Source organism: Natronomonas salinimetallica, assembly GCF_013839515.1.
Classification (GTDB): domain Archaea; phylum Halobacteriota; class Halobacteria; order Halobacteriales; family Haloarculaceae; genus Natronomonas.
Map to the genome: position 1 here is coordinate 223811 of NZ_JACDNQ010000001.1, position 16246 is coordinate 240056.

Sequence of the window (16246 nt, forward strand, 5' to 3'; positions counted from 1 at the left end):
TGGCTACGAGTGCTGCCCCGGCGGAACATCGATGCTGTCGCCGAGCGCCGGCGCGGTCGTGTCGAACCCCTCTCCGCGGAGTTGCTCGGCGAACCACCCGCAGCTGTCGCCGTGGTTGAGGAGGATCGGGGTGTCCTCGTAGGCGCCGAGGAAGGCGCGCAGGCCGTCCCGATCGGCGTGTGCCGAGAAGTCGTAGCGTTCGAGTTGGGCGCTTACCTGTAGATGGCGGCCGTCGATCTCCGCGCTGCCCGTCTCCAGCAGTTGGCGGCCGGGCGTCCCCTCGACCTGATAGCCCGAGAAACAGATCTTGTTGATCGGGTTCGCGTGTATCTCGGGGATGTACGTCATCGCCGGGCCGCCGGAGAGCATCCCGGCGGTCGTGACGATGACCGTCGACTCCCCGGCGATCCGGCGGCGCTTGCCATCCCGTCCCGTCACCGTACGGGCGTTCGTCTTCGCATCGGCCATCGAGTCGGCGTCCCTGAGGAACTCGGGATACCGGCGGAGCATCCGGGTCACGTCGACGCCCATCCCGTCGACGTAGCAGTCGATGTCGTGAGCAGCACAGAGCAGCATGAGCTCCTGTGTCCGGCCGATCGCAAAGGCGGGAACGACGACGGTGCCGCCCTCCCAGAGCGTCGTCCGGACGCTGTCGAGGAACCGTTTTTCGACCCGCTCGCGCGGGTCGTGTTCGACGTCGGCGTAAGTGCTCTCACAGATGACCACGTCGGCGTCGGGGCGGTCGGTGCTGGCGGAGACGAGACGCTGGTCGTCGGTGTGGAAATCGCCCGTATAGAACAGGCGGGTGTCGCCGTCGTCGACGAGGACGTGGGCGCTGCCGGGGATGTGGCCGGCGTTGAAGAGTTCGACGCGATGCCCCGCCGCCGTGAAGGGTTCGCGGTAGCCGTGGAGTTCGGAGACCTCCGTGACGCGGCGGCGTTCCTCCTCGGTGAAGGGACAAAGCGGCGTCCCGCCGTGGAGTTTGAGCGTGTCCGCAGCCAGTGTCATGGCCAACTCGTAGGTCGGCGGTGTCCAGTGGATCGGGGGCCGATCGCGGCCGGAGAGAAGCGACGGGATCGCGCCGACGTGATCGAGGTGGCCGTGGCTGACGACGACCGCGTCCGGAGAGACGTCGCCGACCGGATACTGTGGCGGATCGTCCGTCTTCATTCCGAAATCGAGCAACAACGACCCGTTTATCAGGATCGCGCTGCGTCCGACCTCGCCCGCGCCGCCGAGAAACTGAATGTTCACTGAGAAACACTACCGGTTCGGGACGCCTGTAGCCGTCGGTTCGGGATGCCTGTAGCCGTCGGTTCGGGACGCCGACCCCCTCTAGCTCTCGTCGTCGGCGCCGTCGCCTTTCATGTCGTGGAGTCGGTCGATGAGCGACTCCTCGTCGTCGAACTCGAACTCCACGCTCCCGTCGTGGTCGTTCTCGTGGACGTTGACGGCCTCGCTGTCGTCCGTGTCCACGTTCTGGTCTTTTTGTTCGGATTCGTCGTAACTACCAAAGCCCATATGTCTACATCGAGGGGGTCCGGACGGAAAAGCCCCCGGGGTCGACGTCGGGGACTATCGGACGACGGTGACGGGAACCGGAGCCCGACGGACGACGGTCTCGGCGACGCTACCGAGCAATACCCGGCTTGCGCCGGTCCGGCCGTGGCTCCCGATCGTGATCAGATCGACGTCGTTCCCGTCGGCGTATTCGACGATCGCGTTCGACGGTTTGCCCGACTCGATAACCGTCTCGACGTCGAATCCCGCCTCAGTCGCCCGCTCACGGACGTTCCCGAGGAGCTTTTCGCCGTGTTTTTTCTCGTTTTCACGCATCTGGTCGATGTCCGTCATCACACCGGATTCGAACCCGCCGGCCGGGAAGTCGGTCGGATCGACGACGTATATCGCCGTGATCGCCGCCTCCGGATAGTTCTCCATCGCGAATTCGAGCGCCTTCATCGCCCGATCGGAGTCGTCGACTGGAACGAGTACGTTTTGCGTCATGGTCTGGCACAGATGGCCGGAGATAATAAAAACATGGGAGGGTCTACGTCCGTGAGAACGGCCTGTCCGTCCGATTAGAACCCGCGGATTCGAAACTCCGCGTAGCCACCATATGCGAGCTCTACGGAGCCTATCCACCAGTTCCAGCGGTCGACCGGCGTCCCCTCTCGGGCGTCGGCCAGTTGTACGACGACGTGCTCGGCCGTCAGTTCGACGCCCGTGTCGTCGGCGTAGCGGCCGCTGTCGGCGAGGTCACGCGCGTGGCGTGCGACCGCCCGACGTTCGGCGTCGTCCCCGCCGAAGGCCTCGAGGCCCGCGAGGAGCGCCTCGTCGTCGAAGGTGTCCCCGTCGAAGGGCTCCACTGGGTCGTTCACACACGGCCTAGCGGGGCGGTCGACTTGAGCCCCCGGTTTCGCCGTCCGGTGGATCCCGATCGGTCCGCTCCGAGGGCGGAAAATGAACACATATGAGTCCCGGCGACAAATCAGCAGTATGAGCACGACATCGCCCTTCGTCGGCGGCGGTGATCCGGCGGTGACGGTCCTCGCTACGAGGCTTCTCGCCCACACCTCGATCACCGTTGCGGCAGCGATACTCCTCGCGTTTCTCGGCGTCTACGTCCGCCGTGTCCTCGCCGAGAGCTTCGAGTACGAATGGGGATATCTCGCGATCGGCATCGGGGCCGCCCTCATCTATGGGATCGCCGGGGTCGCGACCGACCTGACCGGCTACGAGTGGCTCGCCGTCTTCACCGAGGGCGCGGTCCTGTTTTTCATCCTCTTTATCGCGCTCGGGATCCGCGCGATGTATCACGCCGACCGTCCGAGGAGGTCCAGTCGGCTGCTGCCGGTGTGGGTCGATGGACTCGTCATCGCCGGGTTCGTCGCCGCGTGGTGGATCAGCTACTTCGCCGCCGGCGAGTGGACCCGCCCGGTCGTCGCGATCGGCTGGATCGGGGCATCGGTATGGGCTGTCTTCTATGCCGTCCGGACGACGCGGACCCACGAGGGAACGACCTTTTCCGCCATCACTCGACACCTGCTTCCCGCCATCCTCTGTGTGGTCGCCATCATCATGATCGATCTGGCGAGGAACGTCGCGGCCATCGATGCGGCCGTCGTCGAGGCCGTCTGGCTCGTCGGGACGGTGCTCGTTGCCGCGTTCCTGTTCAACACCGCCGTCGCCATCCGCCAACAGGAGGGTGAAGTCGACCGGATGTACGACCGGACGACCTGGCGCGAACAGAGCCTCGACGACTGACGCGGGCGAACACCGACGACTGACGCGGGCTGATGTCATCGCGTGCCGCCGAGCGTCGGACCGACTTCACCGCTCGCCGATACGTTGCAGCACTGATCCGTACGAACCCCATCCGGATCCGAAGACCCTTTTCCGCACGCCCTCCTAACGGAGCTATGACACGGCAGACGCGCCGGCGGTTTCTGGCCGGTGCGGTGGGACTCGCCGCCGGCCTCGCAGGGTGTGCGACTGGTGTCCGAGACTCGCCCGATCCCGTACCGCCGGCGGAGACAGCCCCCGACTCCGGCTCGCGGTACACCTCGGCGTTCGAACGGACGATCGACTCGGTCACGTTCGTCGGCGACGAGTCCGGCAGCGGGTCGGGGTTCGTCCACGATGGCGTCGTCGTCACGAACCAACACGTCGTCGGGGACGCAGAAACCATCGACGTCCGGTTCAAAAACGGCGAATGGCGGACGGCAGGCGTTACCGCGACGGACGTCTACGCCGATCTCGCGGTGCTCTCGACGGACGTCCCTGGATACGCCCGCCCGCTCTCGTTCGTCGAGTCGATCCCGGCGGTCGGCACTGAGGTGCTCGCGTTGGGTAGCCCCTTCGGGCTCGAGTCCTCCGTCTCCTCGGGGATCATAAGCGGCCGTAACCGGTCGTTACCGAACGAACAGACCGGGTTTTCGATCCCCAACACCGTCCAGACCGACGCCGGATTGGACCCCGGCAACAGCGGCGGCCCGATCGTCACGATGGAGGGGCGCGTAACCGGTGTCGCCGTGGCAGGGGCCGGCACGAGCGTCGGGTTTGCCGTTTCGCCGCTTCTCGCCCGCCGAGTGCTCCCGGAACTCATCGAGACGGGCAACTACGACCACCCCTTCCTCGGGATCAGACTCGTCGAGGTAACGCCGGCTATCGCCGAGGCGAACGACCTCGACGAGCCTCGGGGTGTCCTCGTCGTCCGGACGACCGAGGACGCCCCCGCCGGGACGGAACTCCGCGGGATCACCGGCGAAACCGTGGTCGACGGCCGGACGGTTCCCGTCGGCGGTGACGTGATCGTCGGCCTAGACGGGAACGCCATCGACTCGAACGCCGACCTCGGTACGACGCTGGCGCTCGAACTCTCGCCCGGCGATCGGGTTCCCGCGACGGTGATCCGCGACGGCGAACGGCGGGAGATAACCGTCAGTATCGGGGCCCGCCCCGAGCCCTGAGACGGGCTGTCGTCGTCTATCCGTCGGCCCCGTCCGCGTCGCCGCCGTCGGCCTCCGCTTCCTCGAGAGCGCCGCGCAGTTCCGGGATCGTCGCGGTGAGTTCACTCACCCGCTCGTGGGCCGACTCGATCTCCGCTAGCGTCCCCTCGAGGTCCGCGATCTCGGCTTCGAGATCGGCGGCGTCCTCGAAGGCGTCGGCCTCCTTGCCGATGGAGAACCACTTTTTTGCGTCCCGGAGGTTGTCCTCGGCATCACCGGTATTGAGCGCACCCTTCAGCCCGTTGAGCACGCCGAGCGTGTTGTCGGCATCGGTCTCCCAGACGTCGTCGGAGGCCGGGAGCGCCGCCGCCGCCGCCGCGAGGCTCGATTCGACGTCCTCTCGCATCTCGGCCGCGGCTTCGTCGAACAGGTCGTCGTCATCGAGCGTGGCCTGTGTCATACACAACGTTTCGCACGGCCGTGGTTAAAAACACGCCGCAAAGCGAAAGTGAAATTCCACAGCGCCACAGCGGTCGTCCTCAGCGTTCCTCGATCCGATCGAGCGTCATCCGCGGGTAGTCGCCGTCCATCGCCATCGAGGCGACGACGAGACGGTCCTCGTGCTCGATCGTCATCTCGACGTTCATGAACCGGCCCGTGAGTTCGGTGTAGTCGGCCGACTGTCCGGCGAGTTCGGCCGCGAGTACGTCGTCGAGGATCTCGACGTCGACACCGGTACAGAACGGCTGATTCTCGATCGAGGCTTCGATCGCGCGGGCGAGACTCCCGGCGCTTTCCGGCGAGACGGGAGTGCCCGCGAACTGGTGATAGAGGCTTCCGAACTTGATTCCGGCCTCGAAACAGGCCGTCTGGGGGGGTGTCGGCTCCATACGACTCCCTCGGCCGGCGGCCACTAAGCGGTTCGCCATTCGGCCCCCCGTACACGACCCACACGGCACGCCGTCGACATCGCCCCGTGGAGCATCGCCTCGCGCGTCCTCCGGCGGCGGATCACCGCGAGAAGCCGTCATCGGGGGCGGCGGCGTACACGCCGGCCCGCCAGGCGACGTCGAGCGCAGCCGTCACCGCGAGGCCGACCACGAGCGCGGCGACGACGAGCACCGACGCCGGCGGGAGGGCAACACCGGCTGGAAGCGCGCCCCCAGCGACCGTTCCGATCCCACCCGCTGCGGCCGTGACCGCTCCGGTCCCGACGCCTCCGGCCAGTTGGATCCGCTGTCGACCGGGACGCGGAACGACCCTGTTTGCCCGTTCGACGGCCGACGGGAGCGTCGGGGCATCGAGGACGATCGCCGGAACGACGAACCCGCCACAGCCGGCGGCGACCTCGACGGTGGCGACGTCGTTCTCCGTAAGCACCCGATCGGCGATCGGCCCGATGGCGACGTTGACCTTCGCCCAGCGGTACAGCGGCTCGGATCGGGCGCGAACGACGTCGAGCGTCCCGGCGAGGCAGGCGGGCCGCCCCCGACGCCGCCGGCCGACAGCGTAGGCGATGGCCGCGCTGCACGGAAGCCAGACGGCGGCCGACACCGCGAGCACCGTTCCGACGACGACGCCCGCGAGGACGACGACGCCGAGGTCGCCGAGGAACGCCGGATCGGCGATGGCCGTACTCGAAGCGAGGACGACGGCCAGTCGCCACCCGGCGGCGACGACCGTGCCGACGCCGGCGATTCCGAGGAGCGTCCACGCGAGCGCGACCGGGGAACGAAGGTAGGTCCGGACGCCCATACCGAACGGTTCGGCGCGATGGTATAAAAACCCGTTTCAGCTGGATTCATCGGGTACCGGGACCCCGTCGTCGGGATCATCGAGCGCCTCGAACGTCTCTTTGAGTTCGCGGATCCGATCGCGGATATCGGCGGCGAGTTCGAACTCGAGGTTGTCGGCGGCCTCGTTCATCCGACGATCGAGCCGTTCGATGAGCGCTTCGGCCTCCTCGGGCGAATCGGCGTCGACGCCCGAAACGCCGTCGGTGTCCGTCTTCGAACCGGGGAGGTTCGTCTCGCCGACGGCCTTCTCGATCGTCCGGGGCTCGTGGCCGTGGGTCCCGTTGAATTCGGTTTGGATCGCCCGACGGCGGCGGGTCTCCTCGATCGCCGACCGCATCGAGTCGGTCGTCTCGTCGGCGTAGAGGACGACCCGGCCGTTGACGTTTCTGGCGGCCCGGCCCATCGTCTGGACGAGCGTCGTCTCCGAGCGCAAAAAGCCCTCCTGGTCGGCGTCGAGGATTGCCACGAGGCTCACCTCCGGGATGTCCAGGCCCTCCCGGAGGAGGTTGATGCCGACGAGCACCTGGATCTCACCGAGCCGGAGTGACCGGATCAGCTCGTGGCGTTCGAGGGTATCCGTTTCGTCGTGCATATACGCGACGTCGACGCCCGCACCCTCCAGGTACTCGGTGAGGTCTTCGGCCATCCGCTTCGTGAGCGTCGTCACGAGGACGCGTTCGCCTTCCGGGGTCGCCTCGATCCGATCCATCAAGTCCTCGATTTGCCCCTCGGCGGGGGAGATCTCGATCTCGGGGTCGAGGAGGTGGGTCGGCCGGACGATCTGTTCGACGATCGCCTCGGAGTGCTCGCGCTCGTAGTCGCCGGGCGTCGCGGAGACGTACAGCGTCCGGTCGGTCTTGTCCTCGAACTCCTCGAAGGTCAGGGGGCGGTTGTCGTAGGCCGTCGGCAGCCGGAACCCGTTTTCGACCAGCGAGTCCTTCCGGGATTTGTCGCCCTCGTATTGGCCCTTGATCTGTGGGATCGTCTGGTGGGACTCATCGATGACGGTCAGGAAGTCGTCGGGGAAGTAATCGAGAAGGGTGTAGGGCGGATCCCCCGATTCGCGATCCGACATGTGGACGGAGTAGTTCTCGATGCCCGAGCAGTAGCCGGTCTCCTGGAGCATCTCGACGTCGAACGTCGTCCGTTCCTCGATGCGCTGGGCGGCCACGAGGTCGCCCTGGCGCTCGAAGTAGCCCACGCGCTGGTCTTTTAGCTCCTCGATCTCGTCGATCGCACGCCGGAGTTTCTCCTCGGGAATCGAGTAGTGCTCGGCGGGGTGGACGAGCGCCGCCGGTTCGGTCGAGACGACCTCGCCGTTCAACACGTCGACTTTCATGATCCGATCGATCTCGTCGCCCCAAAACTCCACCCGGAGCGCGTGGCGACCGTACATCGGGTAGACCTCGACGGTATCACCCCGGACCCGGAAGGTACCCTGCTGGAAGTCGACGTCGTTGCGCTCGTAGTTCAGATCGACGAGCCGCTTGAGGAGGCCCTCCCGGCCCACATCGTCGCCGGGTTCGAGCCGCATCGCCATCCCCTCGTAGTTGCCCGGATCGCCGAGACCGTAGATCGCTGACACCGACGCGACGACGATCACGTCCTCTCGCGTGAGCAGCGACCGCGTCGCGGAGTGTCGGAGCCGGTCGATCTCCTCGTTTATCGACATGTCCTTGTCGATGTAGGTGTCGGTTCGCTCGACGTAGGCCTCCGGCTGGTAGTAGTCGTAATAGGAGACGAAATACTCCACGGCGTTGTCCGGGAACAGGCTTCTGAACTCCTCGTAGAGCTGGGCCGCGAGCGTCTTGTTGTGTGCGAGCACGAGCGTCGGCTGTTGGAGCTCCTCCATCACCCACGAGACGGTGTTCGTCTTTCCCGAGCCGGTGACACCGAGTAGGGTCTGTTTTTCCGCACCCGCACCGTAGCCCGCGACCAGCTCCTCTATCGCCTCGGGTTGGTCGCCCGCGGGCTCGAACGGTGCGTCGACCCGAAACGGTCGGTCGAGATCCGGCCGGTCGGGCTGGAGAGGGCCGCTGTCGCTCATTGTCGGGCAGTGGGGACTCGGGCACTTGAGCCGTGCGTTTGCGGCGGTCGGCTCTTCGATCGGGCGGGCCGTGCCCGCTTCGACGACGGGTCGGCGGGGGTGGAACAGGAGGTCGGGGTGGAACGTGGCGTGGCACTGCCGGCGATACGTTCGTGACGCGGCCGCGTCACCGTCGCGCGAACAGCTCGACGTCGGTATCGCCGGCAGTATGAGAAAGCGGTGAGAACGACGCCCTGACGGCGGGACGGCCGCCTCATACTGACGGACAAAAGAATGTACACACGACGCACGAGGATCACGCCGTTCGACGGAGCGAACGGCGGATCACTCGTGAGTCGGTTTCATTTGATTTCGTCCACCAGTATCAATCCGGCGTGCGGACGGTGACGACCGGCACGTCGGCCGCCCGAACGACCTTCTCGGTCACGCTTCCGAGGAGGTACTTTTCGATGCCGCTTCGCCCCCGCGTTCCCATCACGATCATGTCCGTCGTCCCGTCGCTGTATGACTTTATTTCGGTGTAGGGGTCGCCCTCCTCGATCCGTGAGACGACCGAGACGTCCTCCCCGTGTAGTTTCGCTTCGAACTCCTGGAGCACCCGCTCGCCCTCCTTACGGAGGGAGTTGACGGTAGTGTCACCGGCCACGCCGACACCGGCGTGCGTCGTGTCGACGACGTAGAGGAGATGGATCCGGGCGTCGAAGGCGCGCGCTTGGCTCACCGCGTGTTCGAACGTCTCCGTCGCGGCCTCGCTGCCGTCGGTCGGGAACAGGATGTCGTCGTACATCTATAGACGGACCCCGCCGATCCCTCCTGTATCGGGGGGTGCGGTACCGGTTCGAGCCGTGGGTGCCCCCACGGCCCCCTCCGCCGTGTGCCCCTCGGCCGTTCGCCCCGGGCGCCGGTCAGTCATCCGAGGACGCGGCCTCCTGGCTCGGGACGTCCGCTTCCGCCTCGGCGAAGGGATACCACGACTGCTTCCCGTCCGTGAGACACGGGTCCTCGTAGGTCGTCTCCTCGGGGATACAGTACTCGGCCAGCGTCTCCGAGTCCGTCGCGTCGACCCACTGGCGGAACGTCTGGCCGTCTGCTCGGCCGTCGGCGAACGCCTCGACGAGATTCCGAATCGCGCCGGGGACCTCGTCGGCGGGGACGCGCTGTCGGACGTAGTCGACGAACGACGGCTCCTCGCCGACGCCGCCACCGACCCCGATGTCGAGGGCTTCGACCATCTCGCCGTCCTTGCGCGCCCGCATTCCGAGCAGCCCGATGTCGGCCGTATTGGCGTGTCCGCAGTCGGCCGTACAGCCCGAAAAGTGCAGTTTCAGCTGTTCGACGTCGTCGGGCAACGCCACGTTGTCGCGTAGCCACCGGAGCATCGTCGCCATCCGGGTTTTCGTCTCGACGAGCGCCAGCGAACAGAACTCGGTGCCCGTACAGGCCATCGCGCCCCGGACGAAGGGGTTCGCCTCGGGGCGGTGTTTCGCGAGCAGCGGCTCGGCGAGCAACTCGTCGACGCGGTCGGCGTCGACGTCGACGATGATCGGGTTCTGTCGCCGCGTGAGCCGGACCTCCCCGGAGCCGTACTCCTCGGCGAGGTCGGCCAGTTCGATCGCCTCTTCGGCGGGAAGGCGACCGACGGCGACGCTCAATCCGACGTAGCGCTCGCCGTTCTTTTGTTCGTGGACGCCGGTATAGTCGATCTTTCCGTCCTCGCTGGGCCGTCCCGCGTTGTAGGTGTAGCCCTCGCGGACGTCCTCGCCCGCGGTTCGGAGATCGAAGTCGACGTACTCCGACTGGAGCAGCTCCCGGATCCACTCCGTCCCGTGTTCGTCGACGAAAAAGCGCGAGCGGTTCTTCGAGCGGACCTGTCGGTCCCCGTGGTCGTGGTAGAGTTCGACGAAGCCGCGGACGACCTCGTAGGCCTCCTCCGGTTCGACGAAGACGTCCAGCGGTCGGGCGACCCGCGGCTCGCGGCCCCCGAGGCCGCCCCCGACGCGGACGTTGAAGCCGGTGACCGTCTCGCCTTCGACCTCCGTCTTTGCGGGTTCGAGTCCGATGTCGTTGAGGGAGTCCTGAGCACCTCCCTCCGGCGTCCCGGAAACGCTGATGTTGAACTTCCGGGGCATGTTGCAGAGGGCGTCGTCGCCGCGGATCTCCGATTGGAACCGTTCGAGCAGCGGGAGGGTCTCGACGACCTCGTTTTTGTCCTTGCCCGCGACCGGGCTTCCCGAGATGTTCCGCATCGTGTCGCCACCGGCGGACCTGGTCGTCACGCCGACGGCCTCCAGTTTCTCCCAGATGTCGGGGACGTCTTCCAGGCTGATCCAGTGGAGCTGTATCGACTGCCGGGTCGTAAGGTCGATCCAGCCGTCGCCGAACTCCGGGTTCGATACCGGTCCCTCGGCGTATTCGCGGGCGACCTCGCCGATCGCACGCAGCTGACCGGGCTCCAGCCGGCCGTTGGCGTTCGTCAACCGCATCATGAAGTGACCCTCCTGACCGGATCGCTGGTGGAAGATCCCCCAGAATTTGAACCGCGAGAACCACTTCTCCCGCTCGTCTTCGGGGACCGACTGCCAGCCCACCTCGGCGAACTCGAGGATTTTCTCGCGGACGTCGTCGCCGTACAACTCCGATTTCCACGCCTCCTTTTTATGCGCCATTCTGAATCACCTCGGGAAATACCGTACAGTTCGACGGCACATATTTTGTCGATTGATTGGTTAACACGGGTTTATCTTAGCAGGATATCATAAAATAGTTTGCGTTTTAATAAATAAATAACTAGTGGCCGGATCCGAACGTCCGGGAACTCGGCTCCGCAAACGCGAGTATTTTTCGCCCCTTCGAGATAGAAATTTTATTCGCGTCGAATAGCCGCGGAAAACTGTACACCCCAACGACGCCATCGGCGCGGAGTTATTTCCGCGAAGACAGCTTCCGCCGACGTCGGATGTTCGTTCTCTGCGACGTCGGATGTTCGTTCTCTGCGACGTCGAGCGTACCGCCGCCCGTGCCGACCACGTCGGAGGCGCCGAGTACGCGGACGGGTGGGCGCGCTCGCCAGCCGTTACCACCCTTTGTTTTACAACTTTTACTTTTGTCTCTATTAACTACTGATCTTTAGTGATATATGCGAAAACACCTCGTATCGAAACGATTATACGACTAATTACTGAACTAATATCTGGAACATACTGTACAATGCGATATCACACCTACAGGCGGGACAGGCCGAGTACCCAGAGGCTTGTCCCCGAGGTACCCCACCGGCGTGGCCCGACGGCGACACTACTGACCCGCCCCCGTCCCTGGGGCCTCCGAAAACGTCGGGCGGTAGCGTCGATCCGATCGGAGACGTCGGGCCGGACGGGGGGACCTGATGAGTGAGTGGACGCCGACGACGTGCATGCGATGTGCGGTCGGGTGCGGTCACCTCCAGCGGGGTGCGGACAGCGGCCACGGGCTCGACTCGGTGCGCGGCGACGCGAACCACCCGGTCTCCCGGGGGCTGGCGTGCCAGCGTGGCGTCAACGAAACCGCCAACCCCGACGGGGAGTGGCTGAACCGACCGCTCGTCCGGAAGGACGGCGAGCTCCTCCCGAGTAGCTGGGACACCGCCCTCGACGTCGTCCAAACGCGGATCGCCGAGGCGCTCGACGACACCCCGAACGGCGTCGCCGTGTTGGGGAGCGGCCAACAGACGAACGAGGCGGCCTACGCGCTGGGCAAACTCGCCCGCGGCGGCTTCGGGACGCGATACTACGACGCGAACACGACGCTGTGTATGGCCTCGGCAGTCACGGCCTACTATCAGGCGTTCGGCAGCGACGCGCCGCCGCCGACCTACGACGACGTTCCCGAAGCGCGGACCCACGTCGTGTGGGGGGCCAACCCCGCCGTCGCCCACCCCGTCCTGTACCGCTGGATCGCGGCGAGCGCGGGCGACGACGACAGCGAACTCATCGTCGTCGACCCGGTCGAGACTCGGACCGTCGACGATGCCGACGTCCACGTCCAACCCGATCCGGGAACCGACCTCGCGCTCGCTCGGGCGGTCCTCGCACATCTCTTCAGGGCGGGGGCGATCGATCGGGAGTTTATAAACACGGCGACGACGGGGGTCGACGCGCTGACGGGGGCGCTTCCGTCCGTCGAGGCGGCCGCCGAGACAGCCGGCGTTCCCGTCGACACCGTCGAGCGTGTCGCGGCGGCGTGTTCGGCTCCGACACTCATCTACTGGGGGATGGGCGTCAACCAAAGCGTCCAGGGCACCGCAACGGCGCGGGCGCTCATCGATCTCTGTCTGGCGACCGGCAACCTCGGCCCCGGCAGCGGCCCGTTCTCGTTGACCGGACAGGCCAACTCGATGGGGACGCGGCTCTGTTCCTCGAAGGGCACCTGGCCCGGCCACCGCGAGTTCACGGACCCCGATCACCGGGAGACCGTGGCGGCGGCTTGGGACGTACCCGTGGATCAACTGCCCGAGGACCCCGGCCCCGGCCCGGTCGGGATCGTCGACGCGATCGCCGACGGCCCGGTCGAGGTGTGCTGGACGGTGGCGACGAACCCCGTCGCGGGGATGCCGGACGCCGATCACGTCCGGGAGACGCTCGAGGACACCTTCCTCGTCGTTCAGGACACCTTCCGGACCGAGACCGCGGAACTGGCGGACGTCGTCCTGCCGGCGGCGACGTGGGGCGAATCAGCGGGCACCGTCACCAACATGGAACGGACGATCTCTCGGGTCCGTGCGGCCACGGACATCCCCTCGAAGATCAGACAGGACATCGACATCATCGCCGCCATCGGAGCCGAGACCGCCCCCGACCTCTTCGAGAGACCGCCGCTCGATCCCCGCTCGGTGTTCGAGGAACTGCGCGGACTGACGGCCGACACGCCGGCGGACGTCTCGGGGATCTCCTACGACCGACTCGACGCGGAACTGGCGGTCCGGTGGCCGGCCCCCGACACCGATACCCAAGGCGGCTACCGGTACGTCGACGACGGGGCGTGGTCGTTCCCGACGCCCTCCGGTCGCGCACGGTTCTCGACGGCGACGCACGGCGGCCTCGCGGAACCGCCCGATGGGACGTATCCCCTCACGCTGACCACCGGCCGGGAGCCAGACGCGTACAACACCGGCGTCCGGACCCGCGGCGGGGCGGCTGATGAGCCCCCGATCGCGCGGCTCCACCCCGAGACGGCCACCGAGTACGCCGACGCCCTCGACCGGGGGCGGACGGTCGTCGCCTCTCGACGGGCCTCGGTCGGGGTGACGGTCCAGCCCGATACCGGGGTTCCGCCGGGGATGCTCTGGCTCCCGATTCACCATCCGGCAGTCAACGCGCTTACCATTCCGGCCGTCGATCCCGAATCCGACGAACCGAACTTCAAACAGTGTGCGGTCGACGTCCGTCCACCACGGGCGTCGGCCCCGATCACCCACAACGGGTTCAGCCACCCGATGGGGGACGATACCTCGGCTGGCGACGAGTAACAAGATGCAAGAATATCACGGAGTCGCAACTGGAACCGCCGTATCGGACGGGATACCCGCCGTATCGGACGGGATATCCGCCGCATAATGGCGGACCGTATACCGAGCACCTGCATGAGATGTGCCGTCGGATGTGGGTTCCTTCAGGAAGGCACTGACGACGGACGTGGTGTCGCGGACATCGACGCCCACGACCGTCACCCGACGAACGGCGGAACCACGTGTACCCGTGGCGTCCGGGAGACGGTCGATCCGGCCGGTGAGCGTTTGAACGAGCCGTTGCTCCGTCGGGGTGGAGAACTGCGGCCGACGGACTGGGATACCGCCCTCGGGGTCGTGACGATGCGTCTGGTCGAGGCGCTCAGGGACGGTAGCGACAACGTCGCCGTGTTGGGGAGCGGCCAACAGACGAACGAGGCGGCCTACGCGCTGGGCAAACTCGCCCGCGGCGGCTTCGGGACGCAGTACTACGATTCGAACACGACGCTGTGTACGGCCTCGGCCGTACAGGCCTACCGGCAGGCGTTCGGCAGCGACGCGCCGCCGCCGACCTACGACGACGTCCCGGCCGCCGACACCCACGTCGTGTGGGGGGCCAACCCCGCCGTTGCTCACCCCGTCCTGTACGAGTGGATCGCCGAGAGCGCGGCTCAGGAGGGCGGTCAGCTGGTCGTCGTGGATCCAATCGAGACGGAGACCGCCGGCGACGCCGACGTCCACGTCCGGCCCGATCCGGGAACCGACCTCGCACTCGCCCGTGCGGTCCTCGCTCGCGCCGTCGAGTCCGGAAACGTCGACCGGTCGTTCGTCGAGGACCACACCACGGGATTCGACCGTATGATTGCCACGCTCCCGGACGCCGACGTTCCGGCGGACGTCACAGACGTCCCGACGGAGACGATCACCGAGTTGGCGGCCGCGTTCGCGGACCGGACGATCGTCTACTGGGGGATGGGCGTCAACCAAAGCGTCCAGGGCACCGCAACGGCGCGGGCGCTCATCGACCTCTGTCTGGCGACCGGCAACCTCGGCCCCGGCAGCGGCCCGTTCTCGTTGACCGGACAGGCCAACTCGATGGGCAACCGGGTGTGTGCTTCGACGGGTACCTGGCCCGGTTACCGCGAGTTCACCTCGACGGCACACCGCAAGACGGTGGCGAACGCCTGGGACGTCCCGCTCGGCCGCCTGCCCGACTCCACGGGCCCCGGATTCGTCGGCATCATCGACGAACTCGCTCGGGGGAACGTCGACGTCTGCTGGACGGTGGCGACGAACCCCGTCGCGGGGATGCCCGACGCCGGCTACGTCGAGGACGCCCTCGAAGATACTTTCCTCGTCGTACAGGACGCGTTCCACTCGGAGACGCTTGCGTGTGCCGACGTGGTGTTACCGGCGGCGACGTGGGGCGAATCCGAGGGGACGGTGATGAACATGGAACGACGGATCTCCCGCGTTGCCGCGGCTCGTGACCCACCCGACACCGTCTGGCAGGACGTCGACGTCATCGCCGCCGTCGCCGATCGCATCGAGCCGGGGCTGTTCGGGTCGGTCCCGGTGGCCCCCGAGTCGCTCTTCGATGAGATCCGTGCGCTGACCGCCGACACGACGGCGGACGTCTCCGGCGTCACCTACGACCGACTCGACGCGGAACTGGCGGTCCGGTGGCCCGCACCGACCGGGGACGCGGAGGCGGGCTATCGCTACGTCGACGACGGGGCGTGGTCGTTCGAGACCGACTCGGGCCGGGCACGCTTCTCGAACGCCACCCCTCGTAGCGTCCCGGAGCCCACCGACGGGGCGTACCCCCTCACCCTGACGACCGGCCGTCGCCCGGACGCGTACAACACCGGCGTCCGAACCAGTGGGGGACACGAGAGAGGACTGCCGACCGCCCGAATGCATCCCAAGACCGTCGGGGAGTACCTCCCGGCGTTCGACCACGGGCGAACCGTCATCGAGTCCCGCCGCTCACGCGTCGCGGTCGACGTCGATCCCACCGAAACGGTCCCGCCGGGGGTCGTCTGGCTTCCGATACACGACGCCATCATCAACGAACTGACACTGTCGGCCACCGACCCCGACTCCGCCGAACCGAACCTCAAACAGTGTGCGGTCGGTCTGTGTGCGCCGTCGGAGCCGACCGGGGCGACAGCCGACGGTCGGGGGGGCCGATCACAGTCCCTCCCTGATCCCTGATTTCGCGGCGCTCGATCCGGACGTCGCCGCCGTCGAAGGGTCGGCCGGAGGCCCTCTCCCGAACGATACCGGAGCGACGCGTGGCCCCGGACGGCGGCGCGCCGACGGCGGGCCTCGGCCCTCGACCGTTTCGCGATAAAAAATCCGATATTCGAATTTCCCCCTCGGCAGGGGGAATCCGCCGCCGCTGGATACAGTATTTGGACAAAAAGCAACTTTCAGTACTATTTATGGCCATACACAAAGCAATTAG

Annotated in this window: 14 protein-coding genes; 4 read left to right on the forward strand and 10 right to left on the reverse strand. The window is 66.6% G+C overall.

Going from position 1 to position 16246, the window contains the following annotated elements; translation table 11 throughout:
• Nucleotides 1–3: 3 nt before the first annotated feature.
• The 4 genes from HZR14_RS01060 to HZR14_RS01075 all read right to left on the reverse strand — a co-directional run bounded on the left by HZR14_RS01060 (nucleotide 4) and on the right by HZR14_RS01075 (nucleotide 2369).
• Nucleotides 4–1254: an MBL fold metallo-hydrolase gene (locus HZR14_RS01060; protein ID WP_181691011.1), complete on the reverse strand. Its 1251-nt coding sequence runs from the start codon at nucleotides 1252–1254 to the stop codon at nucleotides 4–6.
• Nucleotides 1255–1335: 81 nt separating this feature from the next.
• A complete protein-coding gene (locus tag HZR14_RS01065; RefSeq protein WP_181691012.1) occupies nucleotides 1336–1521 on the reverse strand; it encodes a DUF5786 family protein in 186 nt (61 codons plus the stop codon).
• A 54-nt stretch (nucleotides 1522–1575) separates the two neighbouring features.
• Nucleotides 1576–2007 carry a universal stress protein gene (locus HZR14_RS01070; RefSeq protein WP_181691013.1) on the reverse strand — a complete coding sequence of 144 codons (432 nt, stop codon included), beginning with the start codon at nucleotides 2005–2007 and terminating at the stop codon, nucleotides 1576–1578.
• Between the two features lie 74 nt (nucleotides 2008–2081).
• Nucleotides 2082–2369 carry a WNWW family protein gene (locus tag HZR14_RS01075; protein WP_181691051.1) on the reverse strand — a complete coding sequence of 96 codons (288 nt, stop codon included), beginning with the start codon at nucleotides 2367–2369 and terminating at the stop codon, nucleotides 2082–2084.
• Nucleotides 2370–2499: 130 nt separating this feature from the next.
• Here HZR14_RS01075 and HZR14_RS01080 point away from each other — a divergent pair, with 130 nt between their 5' ends.
• Together HZR14_RS01080 and HZR14_RS01085 are read left to right on the forward strand one after the other, a co-directional pair.
• Nucleotides 2500–3267 carry a hypothetical protein gene (locus HZR14_RS01080; protein WP_181691014.1) on the forward strand — a complete coding sequence of 256 codons (768 nt, stop codon included), beginning with the start codon at nucleotides 2500–2502 and terminating at the stop codon, nucleotides 3265–3267.
• Nucleotides 3268–3422: 155 nt separating this feature from the next.
• Complete coding sequence (locus HZR14_RS01085) at nucleotides 3423–4472, forward strand: S1C family serine protease (RefSeq protein WP_181691015.1); 1050 nt, start codon at nucleotides 3423–3425, stop codon at nucleotides 4470–4472.
• A 16-nt stretch (nucleotides 4473–4488) separates the two neighbouring features.
• On the opposite strand, the gene HZR14_RS01090 is transcribed toward HZR14_RS01085, so the two are convergent.
• From HZR14_RS01090 to HZR14_RS01115, 6 genes are all read right to left on the reverse strand, one after another.
• Nucleotides 4489–4911 carry a DUF5790 family protein gene (locus HZR14_RS01090; protein WP_181691016.1) on the reverse strand — a complete coding sequence of 141 codons (423 nt, stop codon included), beginning with the start codon at nucleotides 4909–4911 and terminating at the stop codon, nucleotides 4489–4491.
• A 79-nt stretch (nucleotides 4912–4990) separates the two neighbouring features.
• Nucleotides 4991–5341, reverse strand: a complete 351-nt coding sequence (locus tag HZR14_RS01095) for a dihydroneopterin aldolase family protein (protein WP_181691017.1) — start codon at nucleotides 5339–5341, stop codon at nucleotides 4991–4993.
• 121 nt (nucleotides 5342–5462) lie between these two features.
• Complete coding sequence (locus HZR14_RS01100) at nucleotides 5463–6206, reverse strand: hypothetical protein (protein ID WP_181691018.1); 744 nt, start codon at nucleotides 6204–6206, stop codon at nucleotides 5463–5465.
• Between the two features lie 36 nt (nucleotides 6207–6242).
• Nucleotides 6243–8294, reverse strand: coding sequence for an excinuclease ABC subunit UvrB (uvrB, locus tag HZR14_RS01105; protein WP_181691019.1), 2052 nt, complete (start codon nucleotides 8292–8294; stop codon nucleotides 6243–6245).
• 364 nt (nucleotides 8295–8658) lie between these two features.
• Nucleotides 8659–9081 (reverse strand): universal stress protein, encoded by a 423-nt coding sequence (locus HZR14_RS01110; protein ID WP_181691020.1) that lies wholly within the window; start codon nucleotides 9079–9081, stop codon nucleotides 8659–8661.
• A gap of 118 nt (nucleotides 9082–9199) precedes the next feature.
• Nucleotides 9200–10960, reverse strand: a complete 1761-nt coding sequence (locus HZR14_RS01115; protein ID WP_181691021.1) for a nitrite/sulfite reductase — start codon at nucleotides 10958–10960, stop codon at nucleotides 9200–9202.
• A 719-nt stretch (nucleotides 10961–11679) separates the two neighbouring features.
• Here HZR14_RS01115 and nasA (HZR14_RS01120) point away from each other — a divergent pair.
• Both nasA (HZR14_RS01120) and nasA (HZR14_RS01125) read left to right on the forward strand, forming a co-directional pair.
• Nucleotides 11680–13797 carry an assimilatory nitrate reductase NasA gene (gene nasA / locus HZR14_RS01120; protein ID WP_181691022.1) on the forward strand — a complete coding sequence of 706 codons (2118 nt, stop codon included), beginning with the start codon at nucleotides 11680–11682 and terminating at the stop codon, nucleotides 13795–13797.
• 87 nt (nucleotides 13798–13884) lie between these two features.
• Nucleotides 13885–15993, forward strand: coding sequence for an assimilatory nitrate reductase NasA (gene nasA, locus HZR14_RS01125; protein WP_181691023.1), 2109 nt, complete (start codon nucleotides 13885–13887; stop codon nucleotides 15991–15993).
• Nucleotides 15994–16246: the final 253 nt, after the last annotated feature.

Excerpts from the sequence above, each read along its gene's own strand:
- HZR14_RS01065 (WP_181691012.1), bottom strand. The coding sequence starts at position 1,521 with ATGGGCTTTGGTAGTTACGACGAATCCGAACAAAAAGACCAGAACGTG.
- HZR14_RS01070 (WP_181691013.1), bottom strand. The coding sequence starts at position 2,007 with ATGACGCAAAACGTACTCGTTCCAGTCGACGACTCCGATCGGGCGATG.
- HZR14_RS01080 (WP_181691014.1), top strand. The coding sequence starts at position 2,500 with ATGAGCACGACATCGCCCTTCGTCGGCGGCGGTGATCCGGCGGTGACG.
- HZR14_RS01085 (WP_181691015.1), top strand. The coding sequence starts at position 3,423 with ATGACACGGCAGACGCGCCGGCGGTTTCTGGCCGGTGCGGTGGGACTC.
- HZR14_RS01090 (WP_181691016.1), bottom strand. The coding sequence starts at position 4,911 with ATGACACAGGCCACGCTCGATGACGACGACCTGTTCGACGAAGCCGCG.
- HZR14_RS01095 (WP_181691017.1), bottom strand. The coding sequence starts at position 5,341 with ATGGAGCCGACACCCCCCCAGACGGCCTGTTTCGAGGCCGGAATCAAG.
- HZR14_RS01100 (WP_181691018.1), bottom strand. The coding sequence starts at position 6,206 with ATGGGCGTCCGGACCTACCTTCGTTCCCCGGTCGCGCTCGCGTGGACG.
- uvrB (WP_181691019.1), bottom strand. The coding sequence starts at position 8,294 with ATGAGCGACAGCGGCCCTCTCCAGCCCGACCGGCCGGATCTCGACCGA.
- HZR14_RS01110 (WP_181691020.1), bottom strand. The coding sequence starts at position 9,081 with ATGTACGACGACATCCTGTTCCCGACCGACGGCAGCGAGGCCGCGACG.
- HZR14_RS01115 (WP_181691021.1), bottom strand. The coding sequence starts at position 10,960 with ATGGCGCATAAAAAGGAGGCGTGGAAATCGGAGTTGTACGGCGACGAC.
- nasA (WP_181691022.1), top strand. The coding sequence starts at position 11,680 with ATGAGTGAGTGGACGCCGACGACGTGCATGCGATGTGCGGTCGGGTGC.
- nasA (WP_181691023.1), top strand. The coding sequence starts at position 13,885 with ATGGCGGACCGTATACCGAGCACCTGCATGAGATGTGCCGTCGGATGT.